This is a genomic window from Pedobacter sp. PACM 27299 (assembly GCF_001412655.1).
In the GTDB taxonomy this organism is placed as follows: Bacteria; Bacteroidota; Bacteroidia; order Sphingobacteriales; family Sphingobacteriaceae; genus Pedobacter.
This window is the reverse complement of record NZ_CP012996.1, coordinates 1,270,052-1,286,627: the sequence shown is the minus strand read 5'-3', so window position 1 is coordinate 1,286,627 and position 16,576 is coordinate 1,270,052. Positions and strand designations below refer to the sequence as shown.

General features: G+C 42.2%; 15 protein-coding genes and 1 tRNA gene. 4 read left to right on the top strand and 12 right to left on the bottom strand.

The window, feature by feature from the left end; all coding sequences use genetic code 11:
• The first annotated feature begins 21 nt into the window (after positions 1 to 21).
• Positions 22 to 1,758: an amidohydrolase gene (locus tag AQ505_RS05490; RefSeq protein ID WP_062547253.1), complete on the top strand. Its 1,737-nt coding sequence runs from the start codon at positions 22 to 24 to the stop codon at positions 1,756 to 1,758.
• 62 nt (positions 1,759 to 1,820) lie between these two features.
• Here AQ505_RS05490 and AQ505_RS05485 read toward each other — a convergent pair whose 3' ends face one another.
• Entirely contained in the window at positions 1,821 to 2,231 is a 411-nt protein-coding gene (locus tag AQ505_RS05485; RefSeq protein WP_062547252.1) for a VOC family protein, read from the bottom strand.
• Positions 2,232 to 2,471: 240 nt separating this feature from the next.
• On the opposite strand from AQ505_RS05485, the gene AQ505_RS05480 reads away from it, so the two are divergent.
• Together AQ505_RS05480 and AQ505_RS05475 are read left to right on the top strand one after the other, a co-directional pair.
• Entirely contained in the window at positions 2,472 to 3,041 is a 570-nt protein-coding gene (locus AQ505_RS05480) for a Crp/Fnr family transcriptional regulator (RefSeq protein WP_062547251.1), read from the top strand.
• Between the two features lie 67 nt (positions 3,042 to 3,108).
• Positions 3,109 to 3,471 carry a DUF4260 domain-containing protein gene (locus AQ505_RS05475; RefSeq protein ID WP_197286302.1) on the top strand — a complete coding sequence of 121 codons (363 nt, stop codon included), beginning with the start codon at positions 3,109 to 3,111 and terminating at the stop codon, positions 3,469 to 3,471.
• A 44-nt stretch (positions 3,472 to 3,515) separates the two neighbouring features.
• On the opposite strand, the gene AQ505_RS05470 is transcribed toward AQ505_RS05475, so the two are convergent.
• The 6 genes from AQ505_RS05470 to AQ505_RS05445 all read right to left on the bottom strand — a co-directional run bounded on the left by AQ505_RS05470 (position 3,516) and on the right by AQ505_RS05445 (position 12,175).
• On the bottom strand, positions 3,516 to 4,022 hold the full coding sequence (locus AQ505_RS05470; RefSeq protein ID WP_062547250.1) for a sigma-70 family RNA polymerase sigma factor: 507 nt from the start codon (positions 4,020 to 4,022) through the stop codon (positions 3,516 to 3,518).
• Between the two features lie 84 nt (positions 4,023 to 4,106).
• Positions 4,107 to 5,240, bottom strand: coding sequence for a cytochrome-c peroxidase (locus AQ505_RS05465; RefSeq protein ID WP_062547249.1), 1,134 nt, complete (start codon positions 5,238 to 5,240; stop codon positions 4,107 to 4,109).
• A gap of 45 nt (positions 5,241 to 5,285) precedes the next feature.
• Positions 5,286 to 6,824, bottom strand: a complete 1,539-nt coding sequence (locus AQ505_RS05460; RefSeq protein WP_062547248.1) for a DUF6850 family outer membrane beta-barrel protein — start codon at positions 6,822 to 6,824, stop codon at positions 5,286 to 5,288.
• 2 nt (positions 6,825 to 6,826) lie between these two features.
• Positions 6,827 to 8,215, bottom strand: coding sequence for a DUF4876 domain-containing protein (locus AQ505_RS05455; RefSeq protein WP_062547247.1), 1,389 nt, complete (start codon positions 8,213 to 8,215; stop codon positions 6,827 to 6,829).
• Between the two features lie 69 nt (positions 8,216 to 8,284).
• Positions 8,285 to 11,317, bottom strand: coding sequence for a TonB-dependent receptor (locus tag AQ505_RS05450; protein ID WP_157262199.1), 3,033 nt, complete (start codon positions 11,315 to 11,317; stop codon positions 8,285 to 8,287).
• A gap of 9 nt (positions 11,318 to 11,326) precedes the next feature.
• Positions 11,327 to 12,175, bottom strand: a complete 849-nt coding sequence (locus AQ505_RS05445) for a FecR family protein (protein ID WP_197286301.1) — start codon at positions 12,173 to 12,175, stop codon at positions 11,327 to 11,329.
• 132 nt (positions 12,176 to 12,307) lie between these two features.
• On the opposite strand from AQ505_RS05445, the gene AQ505_RS05440 reads away from it, so the two are divergent.
• Positions 12,308 to 13,543, top strand: a complete 1,236-nt coding sequence (locus AQ505_RS05440) for an RCC1 domain-containing protein (protein ID WP_231635025.1) — start codon at positions 12,308 to 12,310, stop codon at positions 13,541 to 13,543.
• 93 nt (positions 13,544 to 13,636) lie between these two features.
• Here AQ505_RS05440 and AQ505_RS05435 read toward each other — a convergent pair whose 3' ends face one another.
• From AQ505_RS05435 to rseP, 5 genes are all read right to left on the bottom strand, one after another.
• Positions 13,637 to 14,023, bottom strand: coding sequence for an RNA recognition motif domain-containing protein (locus tag AQ505_RS05435; protein WP_082461754.1), 387 nt, complete (start codon positions 14,021 to 14,023; stop codon positions 13,637 to 13,639).
• 158 nt (positions 14,024 to 14,181) lie between these two features.
• A tRNA-Leu gene (locus AQ505_RS05430) sits at positions 14,182 to 14,261 on the bottom strand.
• A gap of 60 nt (positions 14,262 to 14,321) precedes the next feature.
• Positions 14,322 to 14,606, bottom strand: coding sequence for a DUF3817 domain-containing protein (locus AQ505_RS05425; protein WP_062547243.1), 285 nt, complete (start codon positions 14,604 to 14,606; stop codon positions 14,322 to 14,324).
• A gap of 82 nt (positions 14,607 to 14,688) precedes the next feature.
• A complete protein-coding gene (gene hscB, locus AQ505_RS05420) occupies positions 14,689 to 15,225 on the bottom strand; it encodes a Fe-S protein assembly co-chaperone HscB (protein WP_062547242.1) in 537 nt (178 codons plus the stop codon).
• A gap of 4 nt (positions 15,226 to 15,229) precedes the next feature.
• On the bottom strand, positions 15,230 to 16,564 hold the full coding sequence (gene rseP, locus AQ505_RS05415) for an RIP metalloprotease RseP (protein ID WP_062547241.1): 1,335 nt from the start codon (positions 16,562 to 16,564) through the stop codon (positions 15,230 to 15,232).
• Positions 16,565 to 16,576 lie beyond the last annotated feature (12 nt).

Below are 16,576 nucleotides of genomic sequence, written 5' to 3'. Positions count from 1 at the left end.
TGTGTTAAATAAATATACATTATGAAGAAAAGATACTATTTACAACTGCTGGTCTCTGCGCTTCTTTTCAGCTGTCAGAGTAAAACGACAGGTGATCAAGGTGATGCCATTTATTTTGGCGGTCCAATTTTAACAATGGAGGATACAGCACCTACTGCAGAAGCCCTGGTAGTTAAAGACGGGAAAATCTTATTCACTGGAAAAAAGGTAGAAGCCGACAAATATGTAGGAGATAAAACCGAACTTCATGACCTCCAGGGCAAAACACTAATGCCTGGTTTTATAGATGCGCATGGCCACCTGACTTCCAGAGCAGGTATGGAATCCGCGATAGACCTGGGTGCTGCACCTTATGGAACGGTAAATTCAATTCCAGACATGCAGGCAACCATCAAAAAATATATTAAAGACCATCCGATGCCGCCAAATACCCCACTATTGGGCAATGGTTATGACGATGCCTTAATGGTAGAGCATACCAATCCAACTTTGGAGGAAATGGATGCCATTTCTGATACACACCCAATATTAGCTTTACATGCTTCAGGCCACGTCAGTGTGGTTAATTCAGCCATGCTTAGATTTTTGGGCATTGCTGAAACCGTCAAAGATCCTCCGGGCGGACATTATGGCCGTGATAGAAAAACCGGAAAACTGAATGGTAAATTAGAAGAGAATGCCAACTTTATGGCTTTAAATAAGCTGGTAACGATGATGCCGGTACCCAAAGTAAAACCCGGAGAAGAATCCATGGCCATTCAAAACCTGATGAAAGCGCAGGATGAATGGTTAAAATATGGACAAACCACGATCTGCGACGGTAGAACGATGGGCGAAAGCATTCCACTTTTAAAAGAAGCCGCAGCAAAAAAATTACTGATTGCCGATGTGGTTTATTTCCCGGATTACGATATGTACAAGGATAAAATCGATGATTTTAAACCGGAATACATGAAGTATACGGATCATTTAAAATTAGGTGGCTTTAAATTTTCTTTAGATGGTTCTCCGCAAGGAAAAACAGCCTGGTTAACCATTCCTTACCTGGTTCCTCCTGTGGGTGCCAGTAAAGACTATAAAGGATTCCCTGCCTTTACCGATGAATTTGTGTACAATGGCCTGAAAAAAGTTTTCCAGCATGGCTTTACCGCACAATTGCATGTTAATGGTGATGCGGCTATCGATCAAGCCCTTGGTGCCTTTAAAAAATTAAAGGAAGAAGGGGTTTACAAACCTGAAATGCGCGCTACCTTAATCCATGTGCAAAACAGCAGGCCAGATCATATTCAGAAGATTAAAGATACAGGGGTATTGCCTTCTTATTTCTCTACGCATGTCTACATTTGGGGAGATTGGCATTATACCAGCGTTTTTGGCCCGGAAAGAAGCCAATTCTTAAGTCCGGCAAATTCTGCCAGAAAAGCAGGAATCAGTTTCACTATTCATCATGATTCACCAGTTACGCCTCCTGATTTGCTGACCGGCGTATACGCTGCTGTAAACAGAAGAACACAGTCGGGAAGAATCTTAGGTCCGGATGAAAAGATCACCCCACTGGAAGCTTTAAAAGCAATCACGATCAATGCCGCTTATCAATATCAGGAAGAAGACCGTAAAGGCTCACTGAAAGCAGGTAAACTTGCCGATTTAGTGATTCTTGATCAAGATCCGACTACAATAGATCCTTTGAAAATAAAGGACATTAAAGTTACGGAAACGATTAAAGAAGGAAAATCAGTTTACAAGCAGAAAATATAAACTCGTGTCAATTTATACCAGCAGGGCCTCCTCTATCTGAAGGCCCTGTTTTATTTCCCTGCTTATTTCATAGAATGGAACCCGATGGCATTGCCTTCTAAATCCATGCAAACGCCACAGAATCCATACGCTCCGATCGACATTTTATCGTTCAACACTTTTCCTCCAGCGGAGATTACCCTTGAAATTTCTTCGGCACAATCTTCACAGCTGAAATAAACCAGTGTTCCACCGAAACCTGGTTTAAACATGCTCGACTTAACCAATGCACCACTGGTTCCAGGAGCGGCCATATCCCCCGGAAAAGACACCATTTCATAAGCATCTTCGCAATCTTTTTCTATGTCGATACCTGCTGGCATAGGCATCGCTTCTAATTTTACTGCCAATACTGTTTCGTAGAATTTCTGAGCCCTTGCCATATCTTCCACGTAAATTTCTGTCCATCCAAAAGGATTTTTTGCTGTTGCCATTTTTCTTAGGTTTTAAATCATAAGGTTCTATTGAGCATCTCCTCAACTACACTAATATCAAGATTTTAATACGGAAATCATGAGGCTAAACGAGACAAAAGAAAGGGGGATTTAGGTCCTTTTATGGGAAGAAACCATGCTGATTTCCGATGTATCAGATCAAATATTTCTAAACAATATTCAGACAACAGCATTATAATAGTAGTATTGTTTTTAACAAAAAATGAAGACATTTAAAAAATGACGGAACTCGAAAACCACCTGCATCATTATTTCAGCATCGGACAGCACGATTGTCAGAAGTTAGCTGCGCTGTTCCAGGAAGAAAAACTAGCCAAAGGAGAATTTTTCCTAAAAGTCCAGCAGCAAAGCAATAGGCTGAGCTTTATCGCGCATGGTCTTTTGAGGCTGTTTGTCGCCCTGCCGGATAAAGAAGTGACCCAATGGATCGCCAGCAGTGGAAATTTTGTGACTGATCTTTCGGGATTTCTATTCCGAAATCCAAGCAGATGGAACATTCAGGCGCTTACTGAAGTCACTTTATACACCATCAGCCATGATCAGTATTTAACACTTGGCGAATTGATCCCGAAATGGAACGAGTTTGAAAAGCTGTTCATTGGGAAGTGTTTTGTCACGCTGGAAAACAGGATGTTCCAGCAGATTTCTTTATCCGCAGAAGAACGTTACCAGCTGTTATTTGAACACCACCGAGAATTGTTCCACCAGGTGCCGCTGCAATACCTGGCTTCCATGATGGGCATGACACCCGAAACCTTAAGCCGCATCCGTGGAAAAAAAACTTCTTGATTTTTGTCAATTCAAAAATGATTGTTCCTGTCTTACCTTTGACCTGACCTATTAAAAATGTAAGGTGATGAGTAAAAAAATGAACCTCAATATTCAAGTGGAAGAAGCAGCAATTACTGCCCTGGCCATTTATTTTCTTTCTCAGCATACGCTTGGGCTTTCCTGGTGGATCTGGATACTGTTATTCTTTAGTCCGGATATTTCGATGATCGGTTATTTATTAGGTACAAAAATAGGTGCGGTTACTTATAATCTTTTTCACCATCGGGCGATTGCCTTGATTGTAATAGCTATAGGAGTTTTCAGTAAACAGGAACTATGGACCAGTATTGGTATCCTATTGTTTGCACATTCGTCGTTCGACCGGATGCTGGGCTATGGACTAAAATACAGAGATTCTTTTAAACATACGCACCTCGGGACGATGTAACCGCTGTCTAAACAGGATTTGCTGTTAAAAGGAATTGCTGCTGACTAAGGTGCCTTATGATACTCCCGGATAAACTGGTAGGCCAGTTTTATCTGGGTCTTCACAGTATTGATAGAGATCCCAAGCATCAATGCGATGTCGGCATATTTCAGGTTTTCATTATTGTTCAACAGAAATATTTTCCTGCGCTTGCCTGGCATCAGCTCCGCGATGGCATAAATCTGTTTCACATGGTCATCTATGCCATGGTCGTAACCGCTTTCTTCCGGCAGGTCTTCTTCCATCTGATCCGTCACTACAGTGAGCTGCACTTTTTTATTTCTGTGGTGGCTGATCGCGGCATTTCTTACCGCTCTCGAAGCATAGTGATAAAAAACACCTTCCAGCCTGATGGCGGTTTTCTTCTTCCATATTTCATAGAAAAATTCCTGCACAATATCCTCCGCCAAATCGCGGTCGGACACAATACGGTAAGCTATTTCACATAAAGCAGTATAGTGTTGATCAAACAACTTTTTGACATCCTCCAGTTCGATAACTTTCCCCTTCATTATCTATTATTATTTAGACTAAGTATAAATAGTGCGCAATATTACAATATATCCCATTACTGTACAAGTATTTTATGCTTTAATCTACTGGGGTAATTCCGGTCGTTTGAAATCAAGTGGTGCAGAACTAATGGCCGTTAAAAATGAAATGATGGCTGCCCGCTCTTCCAGGTTGATTTTCAAAGGTTTCAAATGTGGAGATGTTTTGGGGAACAAGGGGTCGTTTAGCTGTCCTGCTTTTGGTCTGGGCTGCTTCATACCAGATACGTACATGTTCAGCAAGGCTTCTATTTCATTGAAACGTCCATCATGAAACCATGGGCTGGTGCGCATTACATCTCTTAAAGAAGGGGTTTTAAACTTCCCCACATCTTCCCGATCATGGCTGATCGTGTACTTGCCCAGGTCTTGATTTTCAGCCCCATAATTACTGAAGCCCAGATTATGAAAATCTCCATCTGTAAACATCGCCCCATTATGGCAATTCATACAGCGTGCTTTAGTTCTGAAGAGGTGTAATCCCCAGACCTGCTGGTCTGATAAAGCCCTTTTCCTACCCATCATAAAATTATCAAATCGCGTGTTTCTACTGCTGATATTTCCTACAAAAGCTGCAATGCTTTCCAGGATTTGCTGCTCATTTCGCTGTTGTTTTTCGCCAAACGCCTCATCGAAATAAACTTTATACCCCTTAATGCGATTGAGTTTAGCAGGGAGTTTCTTAAGGTCGGTGTGCATTTCTTTGGGATTGAGCATGGCATCTTTTGCCTGTTCTGCCAGGGATTGCCTGCGGCCATCCCATAGGAAAACCTGATTTGCCGCCAGATTCTGGATAGAAGGAGTATTTCTTAGCCCCTGCTGATGGTCATGCCCGATGGCAAATTTCTTCCCATCCGTCCAGCTTAACTCAGGGTCATGACAGCTGGAACAGGAAATCTGCCCAGAAGTACTCAATCTTGGATCAAAGAACAGTATTTTGCCCAACTGAATCTTTTTTAGCAGGATGCTATCTTTTATTGGAGCGGGAGGGTAATTCATGGCAGCCAGTTCCTTCCAAACGATTCCAGAATCTATTTCCGGAGCAGGCCATTTCGATGGATCCTGCTCATATTGTGCTCTTAAGCTTTTCAAAAACTCTTCCGGATCAACATTTTTAAAAGAAAATGCCAGCAAGAGATATCCCAAAAACAGCACAAATAATACATTAAACTTCTTCATTACGATATACTAAAATCAACATACATTTAAACTTCAGCCAGCAGATTAAAAGAACAAGGCCGCCGACAATCGGAAATGGTAGGCTTGATGACCGGGTAGGTATTTTGTCAATTCTGAGATCGCGCTTGCCTTCTCTGCCTGCAGATACTCCCCTTCCAGACCAAATTGCCAATTGAAAGCCTTCGCTTTTCTTCTGTAAAAAGCGGCAGCATTTAGCGTCGTATATCCTTGTTTATCCATTGCTGCATCGGGCAATACGACTTGTGTGATAAAGCTGGTCAGCTTTTCCGGGTTGTACCGGAAATCCAGTTGAAAAGGAACATGATAAGCCAATGAAAACTTTGTAGTCAGGTTATTTAATGAGTTGTTAATCCATTCCCTGCCCGCCATTACACCCAATCCGGCCATCGAACGGTCGCGCTTGATCTCATAATTTCCATCTACCTGATTTTCATTTTTCACAGATAACAGCAGTCCCAATTCAAACTTTTTCTGCTGCAGCATCCTGGTGTTGATCAGGTTGAAATCTGCTTTTTCGGTATGATACAGGTAGTTATTTCCTCCTAATCTAATATTGTACTCCTTCCCTTCTTGTTTTTGCCAGGTCAAGGTGGCCGCCCAGGAATCGTTGTTGTATTTCAACATTGCATCCCATTTATGGAGGTCGAATGTTCCATAATTTTCTCTGCTGGCATATTTACCGGAAGAGTTTCCACGTTCAAAATCTTCTTCCCGAAGCAGGTAAGCAAGCGATGCTTTTAAAGTTCCTCCGAATAGTTGAGCCTGGCTTTGCAGCCCCGCCCCTTTCCATTTCCTATTGATCACAAACACACGGTCAGAGAAATCCAGGGCATCCCGGATCATCCCATAACCATTGACCAAATAGTTCAGGTATTCCGGATAAGAAGCAGACTCGTAATATTCCTTATTCCGATAATCTACCTGGTACTCGTTTTGGCCGTAACCATAAGTTCCATTTAAACCGATGGCAAATTCGGCCTTGTTGTAAATCAGTTCTGGCTTTGCAATTAGGCGAAAATGCTTGAGTGCAGCTCTTGGATCGTTGGTGCTATAATGATCACCCATGCCATAATCCAGGCCTAATCCGGCAGAAATACCCGCTACAATTGGCAAGGTGGCCAGTGTTTTAATCTGGTAATCTGTCCGACTATAATGCACTGCTTTCTGTGATCCATAATAGAAAGGTGCAGGATCTGCATTGTTCAGCCGGTGACTAAAACGGATGCTGTCATTTTGTTCAAACTGATAAGAGAAACTGCCCCATAATTTCAGTTTTTTTATCGTTCTGATCCCTTCCGACTCAAAGCTAACCCGACTGTTTTTCCTGCCTTCCTGAGCGGCTTTAAAACCACCGCCAAAACCTTCATAGGTTAGTATGGAAAAGGAAGTCCGTTTGATCGGACTTTGCAAAAGAAATAAACCTGAGCTGGTGGTTAGCTCATAATCCTGCTGAGCAGCAATGCTACGTTTGATTTCCCAAACACTCACAGAGTCCTGTGCGCCAGCAGAAAAAGCCAGACAAAGGATCAGCATAAAATATAAATTACTATTAATAAAGCGCATAATTAGTTCTTAAAACCTCCTGGAATAGCAGGTTGTATCCATTCAAAATCTACAGACGAGTTGTTGGTATCCATCAATATCCGACGTCCGTTTTCTACTTTTTCTACCCTGCGGATGAGTGCCTGAGAGCTGTAAGAACTTCCCGGAACGAAGCCAAAACCAGCGTCTAATTCCATACTCAGTTTCTTAGGGATTCGTCTTCCGGGCGTACTTGGCTGTGTTTCTACTGCATCAATGATGTACTTTTTAGGGACACGGGTATACAAAGTTTTTCCTTCAATTGTGGTTTCTTTTACCTCAGTATATTTAGGCCATTTGGTCATGTCTTCTTCTGTGCGGAATAAGGCATAAGCGATGCGGCCGATATTGTCCATCATCATATTGGCGCCGAATTTCTGGATCACATCCAAACTGGTTTTTCCTGGCGTAGGAATATCGATTAATGACCCGCTCTCTCCAGGTGCCAGATAAGGTGCAGTGATGACTTCAAAATCAGCATTACTGAGGTCTACGGTAAGTGATGGATTTTTAACCTCATAGACTTTTCCATTTTTATTGGTAAATGGTTTTTGGTGGTTGATGGCACTTCTAGCTACTACCAGCCCATGTCCGGGTTGAACAGGGTAATCGGTTCCCTTACCAGGGAATTGGTAAATCGCCTGTGCATACAGGTAATCTTCATTGGCATTTGCTGGTGCAGGCTCCGTGCCTACTGATTTTGTCCAGTCGAACTGTCCATTAGGCTGCAATAAATCTGGTAATCTGTAGGTAGTCGATAAACGCCCATAAACAAACATCATACACAGCTTATCGGCATATAAAAGCTGATCAGTATTGTTGTAAATCTCAAAGAAATTATCTCTCAATGAGGCTCCATCGTAAAGATCAGAACCTGCATAATACAATTGCTTGATGACCCAATCGCCCATTATCCCTCGTTTGAGCGTCATTGGAATGGTATAAGCACCAGTATTTGTTTTAATGCTGAAATTACTGGTTCCGGCATTGTACACCACTTCTTTCTTTTCTTCAATACCCGTCAGCTGTTTATATTCTGCAGGATTAAATTTACGGCTGACCATAAAATCATAGCTGCCTGAGCTGATCCCAGGAAAAACAACCGCTCCCTTTTCATTTGTTTTCAAAATAGTTTCCACACCTGTTTCCAGGCTTTTCAATCGCACTTCCAGTCCAGCTATAGGGAGGTTTAAAGCCGCAGCGGCAGGGTCAAAATCTACCATAATGGTAATGTCCACAGGCTTCAGCTGGGTAATGAGTTCTTTACGGCAAGCGCCAAAACCCAGCAGCAAAAAACTGAGAAAAAACACTTTGGTTATGTTATAGAGATTTATTTTATGGCCGGTATTATAAAGGGTAATGTTTTTTTTCATGTTCAGGTATTATTAATAATGAGATTCAGAAGGGCCTATTTGGTTAAGGTTAGCGTTCTTCCAGCTGCCTTATAATTTTAAACTGATTTCTGCACCGAAAGACGGTGCTTCATTCAGCACGACCTTATTTTCAGAGCTGGCCACGATATAACTAGGTCTCCAGTTCAGCATGTTGTACACGTTAAAAGAGAACCGTAGTTTTTTTGCCACATCCTTGCTTAACCGCAGGTGCAGGTTTCCATAGAAAATCGGGTGTCTTTCGTTTTCCTTGTATTTGGATTCTGTGAGTGTAGCGAGGTGGCCATAAATCGGATTTTCCGGGTCATAATTGTCGATCGGGTGATAGTTAAATAAGGCATCATAATATCCGATCGGATCAGCGGAACGCTTGTAATAGATTGATTTCGTTTTGACAGGCAAGTCACCGATCAGGTTCACCATTAAGCCCAAAGCCGGAATATGTGTGCTGCTGGACAAGCTGGTTCGCCATTGGATATTTCTTCTGTTCTCCGGTGGGAAAACCGCAAAAACAGCTTCCTGGTTAAAGTCGGTGCTCGCCAGGTTTAAAATATTCATCTGAGGTGCGGTATCGTAGAAATAAGAATTTGTATACCCTGCAGAAATATTAAAGGAAGTAGCAATTGTCCGGATTTTAGGTGTACTCAGCATAAATTCAATCCCATTGTTACTGGTGTTCTGGCTATTGATGATCTGTGAGTAGCTCACTGGCTTTTTACTGATTCCGCCGGTGGCTTTATAGGCTGCTTTACCATTCTCGTCGATGTAATAGGTGTAATTCGGGATGCTCAATTCCTTAATCATACTTTTAGTGGAGAAACCATCGGATGTTTTCTTATGGTAATAGGATACGGAAAAGTTTGTCCTGCCTTCATTATAATTGAAGGAAAGCTCAAATGTTTTAGATTTCTGCGGCTTCAGGTCGTTGTTGTCCGGTCTGATGATATTGGTGTAAACCAGGTACAGACGTTTGTCCGGGTCTTCGTTATTGGCTCTGATCAGTGGGGTATTGGAATAAACAGGTCCCGGATAACGGTGCGCTAATCCTGCGGCTTTGGTGGCCATCCCATAAGAAGCACCAAAAGTCATTTTATCATTTACGCGGTAATTGGTATTGATCCTAGGTGAGAGATTCACTGCGCCACCCTGCTGATCTATCCTGACACCCGTCCGGAAATTCAAATCTCTATTGAATAAAGGAACGATAAAATTATCCTCGATATAAACACCGTAATTGAGGATTCCTTTCAGCTCATTGTAATTGTAAGACCGTTCATTACCGGTAGAAAACAAGGGCTGTTCAGGATCTATGATTTGTCCGCGGCCAAAGTTTGCGGAGTAATAAATGTTTCCACCAACGTTCAGCTGGTGTGGTATTTTTCCGGTACGGTAATTCGCAGAAAGGTTGAAATTGGTATTTGCCGTCACTGGCTTACCTTCTACGATGGTTTTCCCAAGGTAATAGCCATTGGCATAATCACCCACATTTAAACCTTCATTGGAACCGCTCACATAAGGGAATGACTCCCCAGCCACCTTATACTGCATCGAAGAATACTGGCGTCCAGCAGTTAAACCGGCACTCCATTCCGCTTTCTTGAAAAAAGAAGACTCCTTGAAAGTATAGGAAAGCCTGTTCGTGAAATTGAAATTGGTATATTCAAAAATCGCTTTACGCTCTGCACGGTCGTCAATATCGAGCTTAGTTCCATCCAGATTGGCTGAACCACCAATAGACACTGTGTTGCGGTATTGCTTTTGCTTCCCAAAATTAAGGGTATGCATGATTCGACCGCTTACGCGGTTATAAGCTTTCAGGTTATCTCTCGGGTCGTTATTAACCCTCAGGTAATTAAAATCCACGTTTAATCCACCTTGATTTTTATCCAATAGGAAACCTTTGCTCAGGCTATATTGGGTTGTTCCATTTCTTAAAGATAACCTGGCGGATAAAGGAGATTTTCCTGCCTGACGGTTGATGATGATGGCTCCATCGGTATAATCACCGTATTTTGCGGAGGCCACGCCAGACACCACTTCTATACTTTCAATATTGTCAACTGCAATCTGTCGCATATCGATTCCTGAATAGGCGTTATCACCGGTAGTCGTATTCCGATTATTTAGTCCTAAGCCGTATTCACCTTGTATATAAGGGCTATTAAATCCGTTTGCTCCCGGGTTTAAGCTCTGCATATTGGCATCATTGCTCATCTGCACGCCGTCCATCACGTAAGTAATCCCGAATGCATTATTCCTACTGAATACATTATTTGCCCAGCTATCTCCAGCCACTGATCGCAGCGTTAAAATGTTTGGATTGGTCAGATTCGGGGCATTTACAGATTTGCCAGGCAACAGGTTTAGCACGTCAGAAAGTGATAAGGCCTGGGTCAGTTCTATTGCTTCTCTGTTGAAGAATATGGAGGAATTGGAATTTCCAGTCATCGCCCGATTGGCATTTACTTCCACTTCAGAAAGGTATAATGAATTCTCCGACAGTGTAATTTTCAGGTTTTGATAGCTGCTGTCTGGCTGTATCAGCATGGTTTTACTTTGTTTCCCGATGTAAGAAAACTGAAGCGTCACACCGGCCCATTGTTTTTTCTCTATGCTGATTTTAAAGGTTCCATCAGGATTGGTAAATACCGACTGGTTAAATTCCATAGACGTTACCCTTCCTGAGGGAAGTGGCTTGCCTTCGGTGTCGTATAAAGTACCAGTTACCGTTTGAATGTTGTTAAAATAACCTAGTTTATTGCTACCATTGTGCTTTCCGGGAATGATGTAAAGGGTATTGTTTTCAATAGAGAAAGATAGGTTGGTAAATAGCAGCGCTCTTTTCATCACCTCCTCCACTGGAAGTTTGTGGAGTTTAAGGCTGATTTTCTTTTGCTGATCCAGTAGACTGTTGTTGTATACGACGTTAAGGCCGGTTTGTGCTTTGACCTGACTGATCAGCTCGGTTAAGCTGATTTCTTTAGCGTTAATGCTGACTAAGGGCAGGGAACGGCTCAGATTCTGAGCTGCCAAACTATAGGAAAGCAACAGGCACACTAAAATTAAAGGGTAAATTTTTGACATTATAAATGATTAATTATTCAGGAAAACGGTTTTGTTGCGGAGCTTAAATGTTAGGCCGGAAACTTTAGAAAGGTTGTTCAGTAGCGTTGGAAGTCCATCACTAAGTTTGAGTTTTGTGGTAAAGCGCAGGTCTTGCTGACTAGCCGATTGGAAATGAAATTTATACCCGTATTGTCGTTCAATGACCTCCGCAATCTCTTTGAGGCTGGTATTATCGAAATTGATCGTTCCGGTACGCCAAAGTGCATCTTCCACTGCATTGACAGTTTTGACTGCAAAGTTGTTTTTCAATGGATAAAATGTAGCCTGCTGTCCAGGTTTAAGCAGCAGTGATTCCTTCCCAGCAGTAGCGCCAATGCTGCCAGTTAACAAGGTGGTTTTCACATTTTCCTGGTAGCTATTGATGTTAAAACTGGTACCATATACTTTCACCTTCATTTTATTGACTGTTACCACAAAAGCCTGCTGTTCATTGTGCTTCACTTCGAAATAGGCTTCGCCTTTGATCAGGGAAACCACTCTTTCGGCTTTCCCCTGAAAGCTGCAGCTGTACCTCAATTCAGATGCTGCATTGAGCCATACCTGGGATCCGTCGGGAAGAATGATTTTCTTCATTTCTCCGGTACCTGCTTTAATTGAGCTGAAGCACTTCGCTGCTGTATTTTGCGATTGTCCTGGATTGGAGAAAAAGAAAAGGGCAACCAATGCCACAGGAATAAATAACACCGCAGCATATTTCAGTTGATTCATCCGTTTCATACGGAGTATCACCTGTTGCTGCTGATCTTCTTCAATGCGTTTTGAAAAACGTGCCCAACCTTTTCCCGGATCAAAATCTATCTTTTTCTGCTCTTCCAATTGCTTGTTTATTAGAATGACGAGAAATGGCAGCGGGAGGGTGAAAAAATAATGAAAATGTTTTTCACCCGACATCAGAGTAAAAACGTCTATTAATTAAATATCTATTAAGAAACTATATAAATACAAAACATGAATCGGAAATATAATGCGTTTAGCATTTTGCTGGGGAGTACACTTCTTTTATCACTCTTCGCTTCATCCTGTAAAAAGAGCAGCACTAACGAACCTGAACCAGTCGGCCCTGAAGTGCTTAAAAACACATGGACTTCCATGAGTACCGGTCAATCACATACTGTGGCTCTTGGATCTGATGGCAGCATCTGGGGATGGGGACACAATGACTCCGGACAATTAGGTACTGGAACAACGACCAGTGTGGCTACTCCGACCCTGCTTTCTACCGAGAAAACCTGGAAATTTATCAATACTGGCTATGAACATACGGTTGCGATTAAAAATGATGGCAGTTTATGGGCCTGGGGCGGAAACAGCTCTGGTCAATTGGGTACCGGCGCGAAAGGAATCAGCGTCAATACGCAGCAAAAAATTGGTACCGACAACAATTGGAAACAAGCATTAGTGGGTGGCAGTTATACCATTGCACTTAAAAGCGACGGTACTTTATGGACTTGGGGCAGCAACAGCAGCGGACGCTTAGGAAATGGTTTGAGTACCGGTGAAACCTTAGTACCCACACAGGTAGGATCAGCATCAGATTGGGATAAACTGTTTACTGGTAACAACTGGGGCGCTTCTTTCGCCATCAAAAAGAACGGTACGTTATGGGCATGGGGTGTCAACCAAAATGGTATGCTGGGCACTGGTGATACGAACAACCAGTTGAGTCCGGTGCTTGTTGGCGGCAGTTCTACTTATAAAATGGTGGCGTATGGCAGAGCCAGAGGCACCTTAGCCATTAAAACAGATGGCACGCTTTGGGCAGTCGGCAGAAATAGCCGCGGAGAATTAGGGATTGGAAATATGGATACGCAAACGAATTGGATACAGGTAGGTACCGATAAAAACTGGAATACTGTCAGTCTTTTTGCACGAAGCGTATTGGCTACAAAAACTGACGGCACACTTTGGGGCTGGGGCGAAAACGTATACGGTGAGCTGGGTAACGGAAAGATCAATCCGAAATCTACAGAAGAGGAAACCTTAACCAGTCCAACACAGGTGGCAGGCCAGTCTGGAGTCATAGACGCGGTAGTTGGTTTTAACTTCTCTGTAATCAGAAAGAAGAATGGCGGAGATGTTTTATTTGTTGCCGGTTCTGATATGGGTGCTTTCCACTCTCTGGGAAAAGGTGATGGCACGAATGCAGCAATTTTATCTTTCAGCGGACATATTTATTTGCCATAATAAAGTTTGTTCATCCTGAAAAATTAAAAAGCCCTGCCCGATTCGATAATCTGGCAGGACTTTTTAGTATAATTTATTAGTTTTCCGCTCTGACTATTTCTCTGCTCTGAAGGTATTTGACATTAGTTTTCTTGGGCGCTTCATTTTGAAAGGCTCAACTGTAGCCTGACTAGCATTACCTTGCAATTCCTGAGAATTGAAACGGTTTTCTCTCAGCGTTCTCGGTTTCTCTGCTCTATCTTCTTCGGCTAGCTTAACGCTAATTTTTCTACCTTTCAATACCATTCCATTGATCGCAGCAATTGCTCTATCGGCATCTGCCTGCTCTTCCATTTCGATAAACCCAAAACCTTTATGTCTTTTTGTAAATTTGTCGGTTAGCAAATGTATGCTGTGTATGTTTCCATGAATGCTGAATATATCCATCAGATCAGCTTCCTGAATATCTAGTGGATAACCCACCACAAATAATTTTACCATGATTTTAATTTTAATAATCCTGCGCTGCTTATGCAGCATATCCACTAGAGCTGAAACAAAAAATGGGATCAGCTGATCAAGGCTTCTTTTAATAATAACAGCCGATCAGAATGACCAGAAAGCAAAAAAGCCTTAGATTTCTCTAAGACTTTCCAATGTACCCGGAGCCGGAGTCGAACCGGCACGGTTTCCCACAGGTGTTTGAGACCAGCGCGTCTACCAATTCCGCCATCCGGGCATTTCCTTCGTTAGCGGGTTGCAAATATAGGAACTTGTTTTATAAATGCAAATTTTTATTTTAGTTTTCTTCTTTTAACTTTTTGTCCACTATAAATGGTGCAAAAGGAAGTAAAGAAGCAGCGCCAATCATGGCTACTTTTTTGAAATTCCACTTATACTCTGTCCAAGCCATGATTAGGATCACAATGTACATCACAAACAGTAAACCATGTGCCCAGCCGGTATATTTAACCGCTAGCGGCATATCAGCCCAATATTTCAATGGCATTGCTATAAATAACAACAGCAGGTAAGACAGCCCTTCAGCTACGGCAACTTTTCTAAAAATGGATAGTGTGTTCATATAAATGGGTTTGAGCCCAAAAGTACCTCAAACAAACATTGTAAAAAAGCCCGAGCAGGCTTTTTTACAATGCCGTAACACCTTATGCGGCAGATTCTGCCTTTTTGATACTTTCCCGGATTCGGTACAGGTATTTATTGCGGTAATATAAATCCTTTATAGCAGTCAGGATGCGAAGCTGGGCTTCCTTATCCTTAAGCTCAAAAGAAGTCGTCAGGGCAGCAATTTGATCGCTTAAACCCTTTTCTATTTCGTCTACCTCAGTTTTTAATGCAGCTAAACGTTCCACATCCGGATCAAATTGTAAATCCATCAGCGCCTCATTCACGTCCATCATTTCCATCAGGAAAGACTGAGGAAGGCTATAATTCTCTCCTTCGACTAACTGTCCTTTCAATTCCAGGATGTAATGCACCCTTTTCTGAGGATTGCTCAGCACCTGATAAGCTTTATTATTGAGGGTGCTCAGTTCCAAAACTTCCGCCTGTTTTTCTTCGGGTTCATTGATATAGAAATCCGGATGATACTTTTTGCTCAGTTCATAAAACTTTCTTTTAACCTCCGCAGCATCGGGATGAAAAGTAACGGGTAAACCGTAAAATTCAAAGTAATCTACCATTGCTTTATGGTTTGAAGAACACTTTGAACAAGTCGTTCCCCAATACAAAGACCATCAATGCTAATAACATCATGAAGCCCACCATCTGTGCGCGCTCCATAAATTTATCACCCAGCGGTTTTCCTTTTACCATTTCGATCAATAGGAATACTACGTGTCCACCATCCAATGCTGGAATAGGTAATAAGTTCATAAATGCCAATGCGATGGAAATAAAGCCCGTTGAAGCCCAGAATCTAGCCCAGATCCACTCACCACCGTAAACCTTACGTGCGATCTCTACAGGGCCAGAGAAGGCTTTATTGGCATTGATTTTTCCGGTTAATACTTTCCAGATTCCTTTCGCATTGTCGCTGAAAGTTTTCCATGCCTGATCTGCTCCGATAGGAAGCGCCGCAAGCAAGCTATATTTTATAGTTTCTTGTTTAATCTCATTTGGGTTAAAGGCAAAACCGATCGTACCTGCAGTGTCCACAGGAATTTTTAGATCTAAAGCTGTTCCTGCACGATTAATCGTAAAATCAGTCGTTTTACCTTTGTTTTTTAAGATCAGTTCGCGAACATCAATGTCACTTTTAACAGGCTGTTGGTTGATGGCCACAATCTGGTCACCTTTTAACACACCTGAAACGGCCGCTGGCTTGCCAGCAACCACACTGTCTACCGTTGCTGTTCTGAGCGGCACACGACTGATAAAGGCTTCAATTCCCTGATCAGATACTTTATTCAGGATGTTATCAGGAACTTTAATGTCCAAAGTTTTGTTCCCGCGAACCACCGTTAAAGTAGTATTTCCAAGCAATACTTTAGAGCTGATCAGTTCTTCAAAACGAATCACTTTTTTGCCATTTACAGCAATTACCCTATCTCCCCTTTGTAAACCGATTTCTTTACCGATCTCTCCAGGATTGATCCCTACCAGTACAGAGCTGTTTGGAATATAAGTTTCTCCATATTTGAAGGTCATCATCCAGAAAATGAAGATACCTACTACAATATTGACAATTACACCACCCAACATGACAATCAGACGTTGCCAAGCTGGTTTAGACCTGAATTCCCATGGCTGTGCTGGTTGTTTCATTTGCTCAGTATCCATCGATTCATCGATCATCCCTGCAATTTTCACATAACCACCTAAAGGTAGCCATCCTATTCCGTATTCGCAATCACCACGTTTGAAGCTAAATAATTTGAAGCCCCAGGCGTCAAAGAACAAATAAAACTTTTCAACTTTAATCCCAAAGGCACGTGCCGCCAGAAAATGTCCTAATTCGTGTAAAATTACCAGTATCGATAACCCTAGAAGCAACTGGGCTGCCATAATCAATCCGCTCATATCTTATATTAA